Annotated in this window: 17 protein-coding genes and 1 pseudogene; 7 read left to right on the top strand and 11 right to left on the bottom strand. The window is 68.7% G+C overall.

All coding sequences use genetic code 11. From position 1 onward, the window contains the following. The 5 genes from KYC_RS19435 to KYC_RS19415 all read right to left on the bottom strand — a co-directional run bounded on the left by KYC_RS19435 (position 1) and on the right by KYC_RS19415 (position 3,135). The gene (locus KYC_RS19435; RefSeq protein ID WP_008165520.1) at positions 1 to 354 is read right to left on the bottom strand and encodes a DOPA 4,5-dioxygenase family protein; all 354 of its coding nucleotides are present in this window, start codon (positions 352 to 354) and stop codon (positions 1 to 3) included. 14 nt (positions 355 to 368) lie between these two features. Then, a complete protein-coding gene (locus KYC_RS19430) occupies positions 369 to 731 on the bottom strand; it encodes a translation initiation factor Sui1 (protein ID WP_008165518.1) in 363 nt (120 codons plus the stop codon). Then, on the bottom strand, positions 728 to 1,114 hold the full coding sequence (locus KYC_RS19425) for an RNA-binding S4 domain-containing protein (RefSeq protein ID WP_008165515.1): 387 nt from the start codon (positions 1,112 to 1,114) through the stop codon (positions 728 to 730). Before KYC_RS19425 ends, KYC_RS19430 begins: the two co-directional genes overlap by 4 nt. A gap of 168 nt (positions 1,115 to 1,282) precedes the next feature. Next, the gene (locus KYC_RS19420; RefSeq protein ID WP_043518952.1) at positions 1,283 to 2,272 is read right to left on the bottom strand and encodes a tripartite tricarboxylate transporter substrate binding protein; all 990 of its coding nucleotides are present in this window, start codon (positions 2,270 to 2,272) and stop codon (positions 1,283 to 1,285) included. Beyond that, on the bottom strand, positions 2,269 to 3,135 hold the full coding sequence (locus tag KYC_RS19415) for an amidohydrolase family protein (RefSeq protein ID WP_008165512.1): 867 nt from the start codon (positions 3,133 to 3,135) through the stop codon (positions 2,269 to 2,271). The genes KYC_RS19420 and KYC_RS19415 overlap by 4 nt, the downstream gene beginning before the upstream one ends. Before the next feature lie 92 nt (positions 3,136 to 3,227). Between KYC_RS19415 and KYC_RS19410 the strand changes: the two genes are divergently transcribed. Both KYC_RS19410 and KYC_RS19405 read left to right on the top strand, forming a co-directional pair. Beyond that, the gene (locus KYC_RS19410) at positions 3,228 to 4,115 is read left to right on the top strand and encodes a LysR family transcriptional regulator (protein ID WP_008165510.1); all 888 of its coding nucleotides are present in this window, start codon (positions 3,228 to 3,230) and stop codon (positions 4,113 to 4,115) included. A 133-nt stretch (positions 4,116 to 4,248) separates the two neighbouring features. Next, positions 4,249 to 6,084, top strand: a complete 1,836-nt coding sequence (locus tag KYC_RS19405; protein ID WP_008165508.1) for an ABC transporter ATP-binding protein/permease — start codon at positions 4,249 to 4,251, stop codon at positions 6,082 to 6,084. Positions 6,085 to 6,155: 71 nt separating this feature from the next. Here KYC_RS19405 and KYC_RS19400 read toward each other — a convergent pair whose 3' ends face one another. Beyond that, positions 6,156 to 6,959: an aspartate dehydrogenase gene (locus KYC_RS19400; protein WP_008165506.1), complete on the bottom strand. Its 804-nt coding sequence runs from the start codon at positions 6,957 to 6,959 to the stop codon at positions 6,156 to 6,158. Between the two features lie 180 nt (positions 6,960 to 7,139). Between KYC_RS19400 and KYC_RS19395 the strand changes: the two genes are divergently transcribed. Further along, the gene (locus KYC_RS19395) at positions 7,140 to 7,652 is read left to right on the top strand and encodes a GNAT family N-acetyltransferase (protein ID WP_008165505.1); all 513 of its coding nucleotides are present in this window, start codon (positions 7,140 to 7,142) and stop codon (positions 7,650 to 7,652) included. Between the two features lie 83 nt (positions 7,653 to 7,735). Here KYC_RS19395 and KYC_RS19390 read toward each other — a convergent pair whose 3' ends face one another. From KYC_RS19390 to KYC_RS19370, 5 genes are all read right to left on the bottom strand, one after another. Then, positions 7,736 to 9,124: an amidohydrolase gene (locus KYC_RS19390; RefSeq protein ID WP_008165503.1), complete on the bottom strand. Its 1,389-nt coding sequence runs from the start codon at positions 9,122 to 9,124 to the stop codon at positions 7,736 to 7,738. A gap of 151 nt (positions 9,125 to 9,275) precedes the next feature. Beyond that, positions 9,276 to 10,223, bottom strand: coding sequence for a Bug family tripartite tricarboxylate transporter substrate binding protein (locus KYC_RS19385; protein WP_008165500.1), 948 nt, complete (start codon positions 10,221 to 10,223; stop codon positions 9,276 to 9,278). 83 nt (positions 10,224 to 10,306) lie between these two features. Further along, the gene (locus KYC_RS19380; RefSeq protein WP_008165499.1) at positions 10,307 to 11,575 is read right to left on the bottom strand and encodes a carboxylesterase/lipase family protein; all 1,269 of its coding nucleotides are present in this window, start codon (positions 11,573 to 11,575) and stop codon (positions 10,307 to 10,309) included. A gap of 157 nt (positions 11,576 to 11,732) precedes the next feature. Further along, positions 11,733 to 12,683, bottom strand: a complete 951-nt coding sequence (locus KYC_RS19375; protein ID WP_008165497.1) for an adenosine deaminase — start codon at positions 12,681 to 12,683, stop codon at positions 11,733 to 11,735. 30 nt (positions 12,684 to 12,713) lie between these two features. Further along, positions 12,714 to 13,649: a LysR family transcriptional regulator gene (locus KYC_RS19370; RefSeq protein WP_008165496.1), complete on the bottom strand. Its 936-nt coding sequence runs from the start codon at positions 13,647 to 13,649 to the stop codon at positions 12,714 to 12,716. 136 nt (positions 13,650 to 13,785) lie between these two features. Between KYC_RS19370 and KYC_RS19365 the strand changes: the two genes are divergently transcribed. From KYC_RS19365 to KYC_RS19350, 4 genes and pseudogenes are all read left to right on the top strand, one after another. Further along, entirely contained in the window at positions 13,786 to 14,496 is a 711-nt protein-coding gene (locus KYC_RS19365; RefSeq protein WP_008165493.1) for a hypothetical protein, read from the top strand. 45 nt (positions 14,497 to 14,541) lie between these two features. Next, a complete protein-coding gene (locus KYC_RS19360) occupies positions 14,542 to 14,907 on the top strand; it encodes a hypothetical protein (protein ID WP_008165491.1) in 366 nt (121 codons plus the stop codon). 41 nt (positions 14,908 to 14,948) lie between these two features. After that, the gene (locus KYC_RS19355; protein WP_238531963.1) at positions 14,949 to 16,274 is read left to right on the top strand and encodes an MATE family efflux transporter; all 1,326 of its coding nucleotides are present in this window, start codon (positions 14,949 to 14,951) and stop codon (positions 16,272 to 16,274) included. 86 nt (positions 16,275 to 16,360) lie between these two features. Beyond that, positions 16,361 to 16,543 (top strand): annotated as a pseudogene (locus KYC_RS19350) (lytic murein transglycosylase); the annotation flags it as partial.

Raw genomic sequence — 16,543 nt, 5'->3', positions numbered from 1 at the left:
TCAGCCGCCCAGCGCCGCCAGGTTCAGCACGTGGCTGCGCCCGATCCACACGGCGCAGTCGCGGTGGTCGCGCAGTGAATGGCCGGTGTTGGGATGCATGAAGACGTCCAGCGCGCCATGATTCAGCGTCAGCCACGTCGCAATCGCGGCCAGTTGTTCCGGCGCGAAGGCAATCTGGTAGCTCCATTGCGGATGCGGGCCGACGGGGCGCTCATGAAAGCGCCCCATTTCCATTTTGTCGCCGAATTGCGCAATCACCCGTTCGCGCAGCGCGAACGCGGCATCGCGGCTGTCCGCGTCGAAGTACACGTGGGCGTGCCAGCTGGCGACATCCGTCACGGCAAGATCAGTCATGTGTTTCACCTGGTTCAGCCGCCCGCGCGTTTTGCGCGGTGGCCTTGTTTCGTCAGCGCGTCGATGATGCGGTCGCAGTGGTCTCCCTGCACCTCGATGACGCCGTCCTTCACCGTGCCGCCCGAGCCGCAGGCCGTGCGCAGCTGCTTGCCCAGCACGCCCAGCGCCACGGGGTCCAGCGCCAGCCCCTTGACCAGCGTTACGCTCTTGCCGCCGCGGCCCTTGGTCTCGCGCGATACGCGCGCTACGCCGTCGCCGGCGGGCGCCGGTCGCGCGGCCTGTTTGCATGCGCACTGCGCGATCGGCTGCCGGCATACGGGGCACATGCGGCCGGTCTCGGTGGAGTAGACCAGCCCGCCCGTCGAGGCGCGCTTCATTGCGGCTTGCCCCGCATCTGGTCGATCAGCCGCCGGTCGCGCTTGGTGGGGCGTCCCGCCTCGATGCCTAGCGCCGGTTCGGGCGCAAGGCGGCGCATTTCCGCTGCGCGTTCGCGCGCGGCGATGCTTTCCGGCGTTTCCTCGTACAGCAGGCGGGCGGTCGGAGCCGGGCCGCGCACTCCGCTGACCGCCACGACGCGCACCTGCACGGCGGGGTCTTCCTTGCGCACGGCGATCACGTCGCCCGCCGCGACTTCGCGCGCGGGCTTGGCGGGCTGTCCATTGACGAAAACGCGGCCCTTGCCGATTTCCTGCGAGGCCAGGCTGCGCGTCTTGTAGAAGCGTGCCGCCCAAAGCCATTTGTCGAGTCGGATCTTGTCCATCCTGCGGGTTCCTGCGGAAAACTGTCTGAGGCATCCATGATAGCCGCGCCCGCCAGCGCGCCAGCTTCCCGCGTCTTTGCGCGTTCGCGGCAGGCAAAAAAAAACGGCGCTCCGAAGAGCGCCGCAGGACCGGCTACGCGGCAACCGGGCTGGCAAGCCCGGCAGTACTCAATCCAGCTTCAGGCCCGCCTCCTTCACGACGCGCTGCCACTTGTCGATCTCGGCGCGGCGGAAGGCGTCCAGGTCGGCGGGGGTGGAACCGATGGGTTCAGCGCCGATGCCGGCCAGCTGCTCGGCGATCGCGGGATCCTTCAACACCTTGGCCAGCGCTTGCGACACCTGCTCGACGATGGCGGGCGGGGTGCCGGCGGGCGCGAATACGGCGTTCCATTCATAGGTCTCGTAGCCCGGCACGCCGGACTCGGCGATGGTGGGCAGGTCGGGCGCGGTCTTGGAGCGTTCCAGGCCGCCGACGGCCACGGCGCGCAGCTTGCCGTTTTTCACGTGCTGCCAGGCCGAGCCCATGCTCGCGAACATCACCGGAACCTGGCCCGACATCACGTCGATCATGGCCGGGCCGCCGCCTTTGTAGGCGACGTGCTGGAGCTGGGTCTTGGCAAGCAGGTTGAACAGTTCGCCGGCCAGGTGCTGGGCGGAGCCGGGGCCAGCCGACGCGAAGTAGACGTGGTCCTTGGCGCCAGGCTGGCCCAGCTTGATCAGGTCGGCCACCGACTTCACTTCATACGAGGGCGTGACGACCAGCACGTTGGGCACGCGCAGCAGCAGCGACACAGGCGCGAAATCAGCCAGCGTGTCGAACTGCATCTTGCTGTGCAGGGCGGGATTCTGGGCGTGGTTGGACGCGTCCAGCATCAGCGTATAGCCATCGGGTTTGGCCTTGGCGACCACGGCGCCGCCGATCATGCCGCCTGCGCCGCCGCGGTTTTCAATGACCACGGGCTGGCCGAGTTCGGCGGCGAGCTTGGGGCCGATCAGGCGGGCCACCACGTCCACGGTGCCGCCGGGCGGATAGGTGACCACCAGCGTGACAGCGCGCTCGGGGTAGGCGGCGTGTGCCGCGCCGGCCGCGCCGGCCAAAATGCCCGCGGCAGCGAGCAGGGCGCCGCGGCGCGCCAGGCGTTTGAACATAGGGGTCATGGTGTGTCTCCTTGGAATTTGAATAGCCGCAGCGGGGTGTCGGCAAGCAGGACGCGCCGCTGCGCGGGGTCGTCGATCCAGGCGTCCAGCCACTGCGTGGCGGCGGGGTAGGACGCCAGATGGCGGTGCTCGGTATGGGGCCAGTCGCTGCCCCACATCAATCGTTCAGGCGTGTAGGCGTCCAGCAGCTGCTGCGCGGCCAGGCGGCCCGACGCGGCGCAGGCGGGGGCGCTCCAGTTGCGGTACGGCGCGGACAGCTTGACCCAGACCTGGCCGCTGCCGGCTTGCCGCAGCAGGTACTGGAAGGCGGGGTCGGATACGCCCAGCGCGGGATCGGGCCGGCCGAAGTGGTCCACCACGACGCGGCAGCCGGCCGCCAGCAAAGCGGGCATCAGGCCTTCCAGGCGCGCCGCCTGCAAGTGCACTTCCACGTGCCAGCCCAGCGCATTGACGCGTTCCAGCAGCGTTCGCCAGGCGAGCGTCTGCAGCAGGGGCAGGTCCAGGCCGATCAGGTTCAGGCGGATGCCGACCACGCCGGCATCGGCCAGCAATCGCAGTCCGGCCTCGGAGACGTCCGGGTTCACGACGGCCACGCCGCGCAGGCGCTCTGGGGCGGCGCGCAGCGCCTCCACCATGTGGCTGTTGTCGGTGCCCAGGAAGCTGGGCTGCACCAGCACGCCGTGGCTCAGTCCGTGCGCGTCCAGCAGGCCCAGGTAATCGGCCAGCGTGGCGTCGTAATCGGGCGTGTGGCGGCGCGTGTCGGCCAGCGCCAGGCCTTGCCGGAATACGTGGGCGTGGGTGTCGACGGCGGCGCCGGTGACGGGCGGGGGCAAAACGGTCTCCTCGTGATGCGCGCCGGGCATGCGGCGGCGATGTTCTTCTGATAGCCGGAATTCTAGGTAGGCGATGTATAGTTTTCCATTCTGTAAAACTGCTTTTTATATATTGAATTGATATGGAAACCCGGCACCTGAGGTACTTCCTGGCGGTCGTGGACCAGGGCAGCGTCAGCCGCGCGTCGGAATGGCTGGGTATCGCGCAGCCGGCGCTCAGCCAGGCGCTGACCCGCATGGAAAAGGACCTGGGCGTGCGGCTGTTCGAGCGTTCGCGCCAGGGCACGACGCCCACGCCGGCCGCCACGGCCATCCTGGAGGATGTGCGCGCCAGCGTGGCGCGCATCGACGCGGCGGCACGGCGCGCGCGCGAGATCGGGCGCGGCAGCGCGGGCCAGCTGACGGTAGGCTTGGTGTCATCGGCGCTGTTCGACACCCTGCCGCGCGCGCTGCGTGAAATGCGCCGGCAGGCGCCCGGCGTGCGCATCATCTTGCGCGAGATGAGCAATGCCGAGCAGGCCGAAGCGCTGCAGACCGGAGAAATCGACATCGGCCTGATGCATACGCCCGTGGCGGTGGGCGGGCGCATGCGGGAACGCCAGCTGTTGCGCGATCGCCTGGTGGCGGCGGTGCCCGACGAATTCGACGTCGGCGCCGATGGCCAGGTGTCGATGGCGCAGATCGCGCAGGCGGGCCTGGTGATGTATCCGCAGGCGCAGTTGCCGGCGTTTTATGCGGGGATTCTGGACGCCATGCGCAAGGGCGGCCATGACGCCCACGTGGCGCAGGAGGCCAACCGCACGCTCACGGTGCTGTCCTGCGTGGCGGGCGGTTGCGGCGTGGCCTTGCTGCCCAGCTGGATCCGGTCCATGGACTTTCGCGGCGTACGCTTCTGCGAGGTGCGCGACGGCGAGCGTCTGCCCAGCTTCGACCTGAGCGCGATCTGGCCGGCCCGCAGCGTGCCGACGCTGGCGGATCTGTTCGCCAACCTGGACCTGGGGACAGATTGATTAGGTCATCTTCTTTCAATCTGCATTCAACATCCCGCAAATATCCTTAAGCCAGGCTTAAGGGCCGTTTTTCGCCGGAACTTGGGGTTGCCGTCCCGTCTAACCAGGAACGTCTTTGCGAGGTTCCCGGCCCATGGATCTGAATTGGCAGCAGCAGCTTGCGGAAAGCGCCCTCTGGATGGCGCGCGCATTCGCCCTGTCCGCCTTGGCGATGGCCCTGGCCGCCTTCGTGCTGGCCCGCTGCACCGACTGGGGGCGCAAGTTCTGGCGGCTGGCGTGGCCGTACCTGACGCCCCGCCGCAGCTGGCGGCCGTTGCTCACGCTGGCCCTGCTGCTGTTCCTGGCGATGTTCGCGGTGCGCATGACCGTGCTGTTTTCGTTCTGGTACAACGGCTTTTACAGTTCGCTGCAGGCACTGGACCAGACGGCGTTCTGGCGTTTCCTGGGAATCTTCGCGGTGCTGGCCACGGTGCATGTGGTGCGCAGCCTGGCCGACAGCTACGCGGGCCAGGCCTTCGACATCCATTGGCGCGTGTGGCTCAACGAGCGCCTGACGCGCGACTGGCTGGGGGCGGGAGCCTATTACCGCGGCCATTTTCTGCAGGAGCCGGTCGACAACCCCGACCAGCGCATCGAACAGGACATTGCCCAATTCGTGACCGGGTCGCGCACGCTGGCCATCGGCGCGCTCAGCGCGATCGTGTCGCTGGTGGCGTTCACCATCATCCTGTGGGGCCTGTCTGGCCCGCTGGCGGTCGGCGGCGTTGAGATTCCCCGCGCCATGGTGTTTATGGTCTACCTATACGTCATCGTCGCGACGTGGCTGGCGTTCAAGATCGGGCGGCCGCTGATCAAGTTGAATTTCCTGTCCGAACGCCTGACGGCGAACTTCCGCTATGCGCTGGTGCGCCTGCGCGAAAATGCCGAGAACGTGGCGTTCTACCGAGGCGAAGAGGTAGAGCGCGCCACCTTGTGGACGCGGTTCACGGCCTACATCGCCAACTTGTGGGCGCGCGTGTACCGGGGCCTGAAGTTCGACGGGTTCAACCTGTCGGTCAGCCAGATCGCGGTGGTGTTCCCGTTCATCCTGCAAGCGCCGCGATTTTTCAGCGGCGCGATCAAGCTGGGCGACGTCATGCAGACCTCGCAGGCCTTCGGGCAGGTGCAGGATTCGCTGTCGTTCTTCCGCAGCTCTTATGACGCCTTTGCGCAGTACCGCGCCACGCTGGATCGCCTGAACGGCTTCCTGGACGCCAACGAAGCCGCGCGCGCCTTGCCCTCCGTGCAAACCGAAGCCGGGGCTCGCGGCCTGGATATCGCGGGCCTGAGCGTGTCGCGGCCGGATGGCGCGCGGCTGCTGTGTGATCTGAACCTGCGCTTGCTCCCGGGGCAGGCGCTGCTGATCAAGGGTCCTTCGGGCAGCGGCAAGACAACCCTGCTACGCGCGCTGGCGGGCCTGTGGCCGTATGCCGACGGCGCCGTGCGGCGTCCGCTGGGCGATGCGGCATTGTTCTTGTCGCAGCGCCCGTATCTGCCCCTGGGCGACCTGCGCGGCGCGGTGGCCTATCCGGGTCTGGCGCAGCCGGAGGAAGATGCGCGGCTGGCCGACGCGCTACGCCAGGTGAACCTGGGCCATCTGGCCGGCAGGCTGGACGAGGTGCAGGACTGGTCGCGCGTGCTGTCGCTGGGAGAGCAGCAGCGCGTCGCGTTCGCGCGCGTGCTGTACAACCGGCCTGCGGTCGTATTCCTGGATGAGGCGACCTCGGCTACGGACGAGGGCCTGGAGCACATGCTCTATAGCCTGTTGCGCGACGCCTTGCCGGACAGCATGCTGGTCAGCGTGGGCCACCGCAGCACGCTGGATGCGTTCCATACGCACCGCCTGGACCTGGACGGCGCGGGCGGGTGGAAGATGGGGCCAATGGGGGCGGGGCGCCGTGCGGATCCGCTGCGGCGCGAAGCCGCGTAGCGCGGCTTCGGCCGGAACTCGGCCCCGCGCAGGGCCGCCCGGCGGACCGCGCATGGCGGCCCTGTGCGGATTCAGGTGCCGACGCGCAGCGGCCCGCTCATCTTGCGCAGCGCCGCCACCACGCTTTGCGCCGTAATGCGGCCGGTCTTGGGATTGGCCGACGGGATGTTCTGGATTTCCATCGAGAACGAGGCCGAATCGGACACGACTTCGACGCGGTGCAGATTGCGTTCGAGCGAAGGATCTGCCCAGATTTCCAACGTGGTGCGGTCGGGGCCGATGCCGGCCAGCGACACGCTGACCGCCACATTGAGGTTGGCCGGGAAACCGACCGCGGCTTCGCGCGGCGATCCGCGGAAGATCAGGCGCGGTTCGGTGATGCCTTCGATGTCGATGTTGTTGTCAGTGAGGTAAGGCGCGCCCAGCAGGCCGCGCACCGGCTTGCGGGTGATCATGGTGACCGAATGGATGACGCCTTCGGCGGCCGCGGTGATGGCGTCCAGCCCCAGGATGGCGCCCGACGGCACCACGATCTGGCCGCCATGCTGGCGGGCCACGTCGATCAGGTCTTCGTGGCGCAACAGTGCGCCGGAACTGAGCACCACCATTTTCTTGCCGGCGCGCAGCACGGGTTCTGCGATGTCGCGGAACACGGCCGCGGGCGCGCATTCGACGACCACGTCGCAATGCTCGGCCAGTTCGCCGATGGTGGTGAATTTGGGCGCGCCGTTGGTCCAGGCGAATGCGGGTGGCGCGTTGGGGTCGCGCACCGCAACCGCGGCGAGCGTCAGGCCGGGCAGGCCGGCGTCCAGGGATTGCGCCACGGCTTGGCCGATGGCGCCGAAGCCGGCGATGCCGACACGGTAGCTGTTCATGGGAATCCGGAAGGTTGGGCACGCGCAAGCCGTGCGGGCGGTTCGGAAAAGCGGCGCGGCGATGGCGCCGCGCAAGCTGCCGGCCACTGTAGCCAGCGCATGCCCACGCGTCAATGCGGAATGCCCGCAGGGCCGCGGCTACACTGGGTGCACCCGCAAGACGCCGCCCGGAACCCGCCCATGCAGATCTGCCCCGAAACGCCCGATGACCGCGACGCCATTTTCGCCGTGACGCAGGCGGCGTTCCAGAACCATCCCCACAGCCAGCAGACCGAGGGCTACATCATTGATGCGCTGCGCGCGGGGGGCGCGCTGGCCTTGTCGCTGGTGGCGCGCGTGGATGGCGACGTGGCCGGGCATGTCGCGTTCTCGCCCGTTGCGGTCAGCGATGGAACGCCGGGCTGGTATGGATTGGGACCGGTGTCCGTGGCGCCGGCGCGTCAGGGCCGCGGCATCGGCGCAGCGCTGATCCGCGACGGCCTGTCGCGGCTCAAGGCGATGGGCGCGGCGGGTTGCGTGGTGATGGGAGAGCCGGGCTATTACAGGCGCTTTGGCTTTGCGCAGGAACCCGCGCTGACGTATCCCGGCGTGCCGCCCGAGTACTTCATGGCCTTGGTGTTCACGCAGCCGGCGCGGGGTGTAGTCTCGTACCACGACGGCTTTTACGCCAGCGCGAATTCCTGGCCGTCGTAGCGTTCCACGATCCGGATTTCACCCGAAGCCTGGAAGCGGATCCGCGCCCACAGCCCGCCGCACGGCGCGGCGGGGCTGTGGATCTAGCCGCCTTTCTGCGCCTTTGCCATGTAGTCGAGGGTCAGATTCGACAGCGCGCGCACGCCGTTGATCAGACCCGATTCGTCGACGTAGAAGCGCGGCGAATGGTTGGGGGCAGCCTTGTCGACGTCCGTGCCCTTGGGCGTTACGCCCAGGTAGAAGAACATGCCGGGCACTTTTTCCTGGTAGAAGGAAAAGTCCTCGGACGCCGTGGACTTGGGCTGCAGGCCGTAGTTGCCTTCGCCCGCGACGCGGCGCAGCGTGGGGCCCATTTGCTCGGCTAGCGCCGGCGGATTGACGGTGGCGTTATAGAGCTCCACCACCCGCACGTCGGCCTTGGCGCCCGCGCTCTGCGCGATCATGTCGGCGGTGCGGGCGATGCGCTGGTGGATGTCCTTCTTCATGCCTTCGTCGTAGGTGCGGATGGTGCCCGTCATGGCGACGCTGTCCGGCACGATGTTCATGCGGTTGCCGCCGTGGATGGCGCCCACCGTGATCACCGCGGGTTCCAGCATGCTGTTGATCTGGCGGCTGGGGATGGTCTGCAGGCCCAGAATGATCTGCGAACTGACCACAATGGGATCAATGCCAGACCAGGGACGTGCGCCGTGGGTCTGCTTGCCGGTGACGTCGATCCAGAACTGGTCGGCGGCGGCCATGGCCGGGCCGCCGCGCCATGCCAGCCAGCCCGCCGGATAGGCGCTGGACACGTGCAGGCCGAAGATGGCGTCCACCTTGGGGTTGTCCAGCACGCCTTCCTGGACCATCATCTTGGCGCCCCAGATCTTCTTGCCGTAGGGTTCGAAATCCGCGGGGCTTTCCTCGGCCGGCTGGAAGATGAATTTCACGGTGCCGGGCAACTGGTCCTTCATGCCGGCCAGCACTTCGGCCGTCGCCATCAGGATGGCCGTGTGGGTGTCGTGGCCGCAGGCGTGCATCACGTCCACTTCCTTGCCCAGGTACGTGCCCTTGGCCTTGGACGCGAACGGCACGTCCACCTGTTCCTTCACCGGCAGGGCGTCCATGTCGGCGCGCAGCGCCACCACGGGGCCTGGCTTGCCGCCCTTGAGCACGGCCACCACGCCGGTGCCCGCGACGCCCGTCTTCACGTCCATGCCCAGGGCGCGCAGGTGGTCCGCCACCAGCTTGGACGTGCGGTGTTCCTGGTTGCCGAGTTCGGGATGCTGGTGGATGTCGCGGCGCCAAGCGATGAGCTTGTCTTCGATGGCCTTGGCGCGCTGGTCGATCTGCGCGGCCAGGGCCGGGTCCGCCGCGGGCTGCACCGCGCCTTGGGTGCCGGGCGCGCCTTGCGCGGCGGCCGCGCCGGACATGGCCAGATGGGCGGCCAGGGCCAGCGGCGCCAGGCGGAACAGGAATTTACGTTGGGGCATGTCTCCTCCTCTTGGTTGTTAACCTGTTATTGATGAGGATCTTACCCGAGCGCCCGGGCCGCGTCGTTGCTGTTTCCTGCGCTTACTTTGCGTGGAATTTAAGCTGCGGCCGGCGCCGCAACAGGGCCGGCCGCCGAGACGCCGAAGCGCGCTATTGCAACTTGATGCCCAGCTCCTTGATCAGCGGTCCCATCTCGGCGCGGTCCGCCTCGATGGTGGCCGCCAGCTCCTCCGGCGAGCTGCCGATCGGGATCATGCCCAGCGTCTCCATCTGCGCCTTCATCGCCGGATCCTTGAGGATGTCCGAGACGGATTTCTGGATCAGCGCCACGCGATCCTGGGGCATGCCCGCCGGCCCCATCAGTCCGATCCACGGCTGCGGGGCATAGTCCAGGCCGGACTCCTTTAGCGTGGGCGTGGCGGGCAGGCCGCCGAAGCGTTGCGGGCTGGTGATCGCCAGGGCGCGCAGGCGGCCGCTGTCGATCAGGCCCTTGGAGCTGGACGGCGCGTCCAGGCCCACGTCCAGCTGGCCGCCGATCAGGTCGTTCTGCGTTTTGCCGGACGACGACGAGGGCACGTACAGCGCCTTGATGCCCGCGCGCCGCGCCGTCTGCTCCCAGACCAGGTGAAAGGCGGTGCCGATGGAGAACGAGCCCACGCTCAGGTTGCGCGCGCGGCTCTCGCGCACGAAGTCCTCCCAGGTCTTGAGCGGACTGTCCTTGGGCACGATGAAGATGAAAGGCGTGCGCGCCACCAGCGAAATGGGCTGCAGGTCTTTCTGCGTATCGAACGGCAGGCTGTCCACCGCGAAGGGCACGATGGTGACCGACGACGCCACCACCATGCCCAGCGTATAGCCGTCGGGCGCGGATTTGACCAGCGCGCCGGTGCTGATGATGCCCGACGCGCCCGGCTTGTTTTCCACCACCACGGGCTGGCCCCAGGCGGCGCCGAGCTTGCTGGCCAGCACGCGCAACATCACGTCCACCGGACCGCCTGGCGGGTTGGATACGATGATCTTGACCGGCTTGTCGGGAAAGGCGGCGGTGGCGGCCAGCGGCATCAGCAGCGCCAAGGCGATTGCGGTTTGCTTGAACATGGAATTCCCCTTGTATTGTTGGTGTGCGGTCGCGCACGGCAGGTCCGTGCGCGCCGGCGCGCGCGAGGGCGCGCATTAACGGCTCAGGCCAGGATCTGCATGTGCGGCGCGGCGGGCCAGTCTGGGCCGTCTCCCCGGATGAACGAGATCCACGCCCGCTGCGTCTGCCGCGCAAGCTGTTCGCCCTGCGCGGGCGGCAGGCCGGCCAGCATGGGCGCGCCGGCAAACGCCTGCAAGGTGTCGAACACGAACGGCAGCTCGATGCAGTGGCAGGCCCCGAAGCGGTCGGTCGGCGTCACGTCGAATCGCGCAAGCCAGGCGTCGCGGCCTTGGGCGATGGCCTGCCTGGCCCACAGGCGCGACGGCGCGCCGAACACCGAGTCGCCCATCTCCTGGCTGGCGGCGCCGGTGCCATGGTCGGGAAAAGCGGCCATCTCGTCGCGCGTGTAGCAGACCAGCACATCGGCGCGGCCCGCTGCCTTCAGCATCGCGGGCGCGATGTCGTTCGGCAGCACCTGGCCGTCGAGCACGGGGGCAAAGAGGCTGCGGCTGCTGCCTTCCGCGCGCAGGGCCTGCATCACCTCGGGCGCCTGCTGGGCGGCCAGCAGCGCGGTCACGGGCAGTCGGCGGGCGGCCTGAAGCGAGTCGGCCCCGGCCGCCTGCAGAAAGGCCTGGCCCAGCGTGTCGGCCTGCTGCGCGGTGCGAAAGCCCCGGCCCAACGCGGCGCTCTGCAGAATGGCGCGAGAAAAGCGCGGCTTGCGCGCCAGCATGGCGCAGATAGATGACGCGCCGGCGGACTGCCCCATGACCGTGATCCGTTCAGGATCGCCGCCCAGGTCCTGGATGTTGTCCAGCACCCAGTCGATCGCGGCCTCCTGGTCGAGCAGGCCGGCGTTGGCCGCCTGTCCGGGAACGTACAGCCAGCCCAGGGCGGCCAGCCGGTAGTTGACGGCCACGACCACGATGTCGCCGCACTGCGCGAGGCGGGCGCCGTCGTACCAGTCCAGCGCGCCGCCGCCGCTTTGCCAGGCGCCGCCGTGCAGCCACACCACGACCGGACGCTGCTTGCCGTCGGCCGCGGGCGTCCATACGGTCAGGTGCAGGCAGTCTTCGGATTGGTCGGCGCTGAAGTCGCCCATGGCGCCGCGCAGGCGCGACGGCAGTTGCGGCGCGACCGGGCCCGGCCGCGTCGCGTCGAGTTCGCCGCGCCACGCCGCGGGTTCCGGCGGCGCGAAGCGCAGGCTGCCCATAGGCGCCTGCGCATAGGGTATGGCGCTGTAGCGGCACACGCCGCCGTCGCGCACGCCGGTCAGCGTGCCGGCCCGCAGGGCCGCCTTCACGCGTTCACTCATGTCCTGCCCCTTGTATCGTTGTCTGCCGTCCGGCCGCGGCGGACGCAGCGGCCGCCGGACGCAGACTATGGTAGGGAGGATTGGGGCGCGCCGGGCATTCCGGTTTTGAACGAAGCCATGCGCAACGCGCATGGCCGCGATCAACGGGCAGGCAGGCCTACTTTGCGATGCGCGCGTCCAGGCTGTTGTCCGCCAGGGCCTGCGCCTGCGCCTGCGACATGCCCAGGTGCTCGTAGAGCGCGTGGAAGTTCTCGTTGACGTAGCCGCCGAAGTACGCCGGGTCGTCGGAATTGACGGTGACCTTCACACCCGCGTCCAACAGCGACAGGATGTTGTGGTCGCGCATGTGGTCGAACACGCGCAGGCGGGTGTTGGACAGCGGACAGACGGTCAGCGGGATCTGTTCGTCGATCAGGCGCGCGATCAGTTCGGGGTCTTCGGCGGCGCGCACGCCGTGGTCGATGCGCAGCACCTTCAACAGGTCCAGCGCCTCCCAGATGTATTCGGGCGGGCCTTCCTCGCCCGCATGGGCCACGGCGGGCAGGCCTTCGGCGCGCGCGCGGTCGAACACGCGCTGGAACAGGCGTGGCGGAAAGCCCTGTTCGCTGCTGTCCAGGCCCACGGCGATGAACGCATCGCGGTAGGGCAGCGCGGCCTCCAGGGTGCGCATCGCCTGTTCTTCAGGAAGATGGCGCAGAAAGCTGAGAATCAGGCCGCTGGTTACGCCCAGCTGCTTGCGGCCGTCTTCCAGCGCCTGGCTGATGCCGTTCACCACGACCTCGAACGGCACGCCGCGGTCGGTGTGGGTCTGCGGATCGAAGAAGGGTTCCGTGTGCACCACGTTCTGCTCGCGGCACTTTTGCAGATAGGCCCAGGTCAGGTCGTAGAAGTCCCGCTCGGTGCGCAGCACATCCGCGCCCATGTAGTAGAGGTCCAGGAATTCCTGCAGGTTGTGATAGTTGTAGGCGCCGCGCAGGGCATCAATGTCGGGCCACGGCAGGGCGACGCCGTTGCGCTGAGCCAGCCGGAACAGCAGCTCGGGTTCGAGCGAACCCTCCAGGTGCAGGTGCAGTTCCGCTTTGGGCAATGCGTTGAGCCAGTCGTACATGGGTGCTCCGATTCTTCAGGTGTTGCGGGTTCAGGCGGCCAGGGCGATCCCGTCCGCCTGGATGGTTTGTTCAAGGTGGTCCGCGAAGGCGCGCGCCTGCCGGGTGCTGGGACGGTCGCGGCGCCAGATCGCGGCAAGGGGCGATCTGCGCAGCGCGGGCCGGGCGGGCAGGATGGCGAGTTCGCCGCGCGCCTGGCGCACGGCCGCGACGCTGCCGGGCAGCATCCACAGGTACTGTCCGCCCAGCAGCATTTCGCGGCCGAACTCCAGCGACAGGGCGCCGATCATATCCGGAATCGGCAGGCCGGCCTGGCGCAGGGAGTTTTCGAGTTCGCCGCGAATGCGGCTGCCGGGCAGCGCGGTGATCCAGGGGTAGGCGACGTAATCGGCCAGCGTCGCGCCGGGCAGTCCGGCCAGCGGATGGTGCGTGGCGCAGGCCAGCACCACGGGATCTTCGAGCAAGGTGGTAGACCGATAGATCTGCGGATTGACGGCGGACGTGAAGCGGCTGATCAGCACGTCCAGCGCGCCGGCGTCCAGGTCTTCGATCAGCCGTTCGTGCGAGCCGATCTCGATGGTGAGCGTGACGCGCGGATAGGCCTGGCGGTAGGCGCGCGCTGCCTCGGCCAGCGGCCAGCCCGCGAACATCGAAAAGCAGCCCACGGCCAAGCTGCCTTCATCGCCGCGCGACACCGCGGCCAGATCGACCTCGGCTTTGCGAAAGCCGGTAAGCAGCTGGCGCGCATGGCGGCACATGGCTTCGCCCAGCGGGGTGCAGGTGGTGCCCTTGGCAGTGCGCTCGAACAGCCGCGCGCCCACCAGTTCCTCGATTTCGGCGATGGCGCGGGACAGCCCCGATTGCGTGCTGTGCAGCTGGGCCGCCGCCTTGGACAGGTTGCCCAGTTCGGCGACGGTCAGCACGATTTCCAGGTGCCGGATGCGGAGTTTGCCTCGGAAGGGAGTCATGGCGCGGGAGACGGGGGCGATGTGCTGATTATTCTCCGCGTCCCGGCGCTTGGCAACGCAATCGCGGGATTCGGATATAGTTCGTCGCCAGGCTGCGCGCGCGGGGGCGGCGCGGCCTGCAACGGGAGAAACAGCCATGATTCCAGAGGCGCCGCGCGCGGGGCGCGCTATCCGCTATGCCGCGGCCGCGCTGGCGTGCGCTGCGCTGGCCGCCTGCGGCGTGTCGCGGGTGGACGAGGTCTCCGTGAAGTGGCCCCCATTCAAGGACGGGACGCTGGTGGCGCTGCCGTCGGATTTGGCGCAATGCCCGGACCTTGCCGGCGTCTACCGCGCCCAGGGCGAGCGCCGCGAAGGCGACCCGCAGGCCGCGCTGCTCAAGGACCTGCACGACTTTCTTTTATATCCGCTGGACCTGCCGGGCCTGCGCGCCACGTCCGAGCCGGCATGGCGCTCTTCGCCGGCCGCCACCGTCGCCTTTTCCCGGGCCGCCGACGGATGGGATGTGCTGGCGCTGGACGGCCAAGGGGCGCGCGCCGCCGGGCGCCTGCCGCTGCTGGCCGCCGCGGATGGGGCTCCGGAGGACGAGAGCTTGCGGCGGCCCGGCGACGCGCTCCGCCGCGAGGCCGGCTGCACGCAGGGCCGGCTGTGGGTCAGCGTGCGCCATGACTGGCGGCAGCACGAATCGACGGGCGTGCGGCGCCACGTCGCGATCCTGCGCAAGGAGTCGGGCGGCCTGCTGGTGACCGTCCAGCGCGAATCCGACACCATCGGCATGCTGCTGCCCTGGTACACCAACGACAGCAGTCAGGCCCAATACTGGTTTGCCCCCGCGGCCGACCATCCCTGAATCCCGCGGGCTCGCCCGCGTTTTACGCTAAAGAGAAACTGCAGCATGACCGCCAAGCGACTTTTCATCTGGACCCTGTTCTTCGCGCTGTTCGTGGCCCTGACGGCCTTATTCTGGCGTCAGCTGTTTGACCGGACCCCGCGCTCGCTGCGCGACCTGGGCGGCACGCCCGTGGGCGAAGACGTTCATATCTACGGCGAATCGCCGCGTCTTGACCGCGAGGCCGACCGGGCGCTGCTGGCCGATGCCAAGCGCGGCAACCCGAGCGCCCAGTACATGCAGGGAACCATCATGGAATTCTCGGACATGAAGGAAGCGCTGCGCTGGCACGAGGCCGCCGCCGCACAGGGCTACGAACTGTCCATCGAACGGCTGCGGCAGTTGCGGGAGACGCCGCCCGCCGCGCAATAGACACCCCTGCCTTGAACGCGCCCGCGCAACACGCCCGCTTCGTGTCTGGCCCCCTGGGCGGCCATGTGCTGGAAATGATCCTGACCGGCTGGGCGAGCATGCTGGCCGTGTTCGCCGTGGAGTTCCTGTCGCTGCTGTACCTGGGCACGCTCCAGGACGAGGCCGTGCTGGGCGCGGTGGGCTTCGGTTCCATGACGCAATTCACCATCACGTCGATCTGCATCGGCGTGACGGTGGGCGGCGCGGCCCTGGTGTCGCGCGCGCTGGGCGCGCAGGATGCGGCGCGCGCCAGGACGCTGGCCGGGGCGTCGCTGATCCTGATGGCGGCAGCCGCGGCGGCGTCCGGCGCGCTGTTTCTGGCGGCCATCGGTCCGTTCACTGCGGCGATCGGGCTGGCCGAGGACGTGCGCGGGCACCTGCTGTCGTATGTTCTCATCACGACGCCGTTCACCGTGGTCATGGGGGTGGGCATGATGCTGTCGAACCTGCTGCGCGCGGCGGGCCAGGGCCGCCAATCCATGTGGGTGCTGCTGGCGGGGACGGCGACCGTCGCCGTGCTGGACCCCTTGGTCATCTTCGTGCTGGACGGCGGCATGGAGGGCATCGCCTGGGCCGGCGGGGTGGGGCGCGTGGCCACGTTGGCGCTAGGAGGCTGGCTAGTGTTCCGCAAGCATCGGCTGGTGGCTTGGCCGGCCAGGCGGGACCTGCGCGAACACCTGGCCGCAATCGGAAACATCGCTTTGCCTGCGGCGCTGACCACGCTGGCCACGCCCGCGTCGGTGATCTTCACCGTGTCCACGTATTCCAGCTTCGGTCCCAGCGTGCTGGCGGGCGCGACGGTGGTGGACCGGCTGCTGCAGCTGGCCTATTCGCTGTTCTTCGTACTGCCCGGCGCCATCGGGCCAATATTGGGCCAGAACCTGGGCGCGGGCCAATGGGACCGCGTGCAGCAGACCGCGGCCCTGACCATGCGCTGGGCGCTGCTGTACGGCTTTTCGGCGGCGGCGGTGCTGGCGGTGCTGGCGCCGTGGATGCCGGACCTCTTCCAGGTGACCGGGCCCGGCCGCGACCTGGTCATTTTCTTCTGCCGATATGGCAGCTTCGCGTGGGCGCTGAACAGCCTGTTCTTCGTGTCCATCTCCGTCTTCAATAACCTGGGATACGCCACGTATTCCACCGTCATCGGCTGGCTGCGCGCCACGGTGGGCACAGTGCCCTTCGTCTGGCTGGGTGCGCACTATGGCGGGCCCCAGGGCGTGATGCTGGGCCAGATGGGCGGCTTCGCGCTGTTCAGCCTGGTCGCGATCGTGCTGTGCCGGCGGGTGCTGCGCGCGCCGCCCGCCGATTTCGCGCCGCGCGCGGGATAGCGCGGACCGGCGCGTCCCCGGGGCGGTTCGATTTCGGCTGCCGGTCGCGGTACGATCCCTGCTGACTTCGATTTTTCAGGAAAGCCATGCGCCAGAGTTCCATTCGCCCTCGAATCGACAGCTTCTCCCGCGTGCTTGTGGCCGCGGCATTGGCCGCTGCCGCAGCGGGCGCCGCGCACGCGCAGTCGCCAGGATCGGCGACCGGTTCGCGCGTCCAGTCGCCCGAACCTGCCCAGCCGCTGCCCACCCTCACGCCCAAGCGCAGCTTC

Origin of the sequence: Achromobacter arsenitoxydans SY8 (genome assembly GCF_000236785.1) — a bacterium.
GTDB lineage: Bacteria > Pseudomonadota > Gammaproteobacteria > Burkholderiales > Burkholderiaceae_B > Achromobacter > Achromobacter arsenitoxydans.
This window is presented reverse-complemented; position numbering and strand designations above follow the sequence as displayed.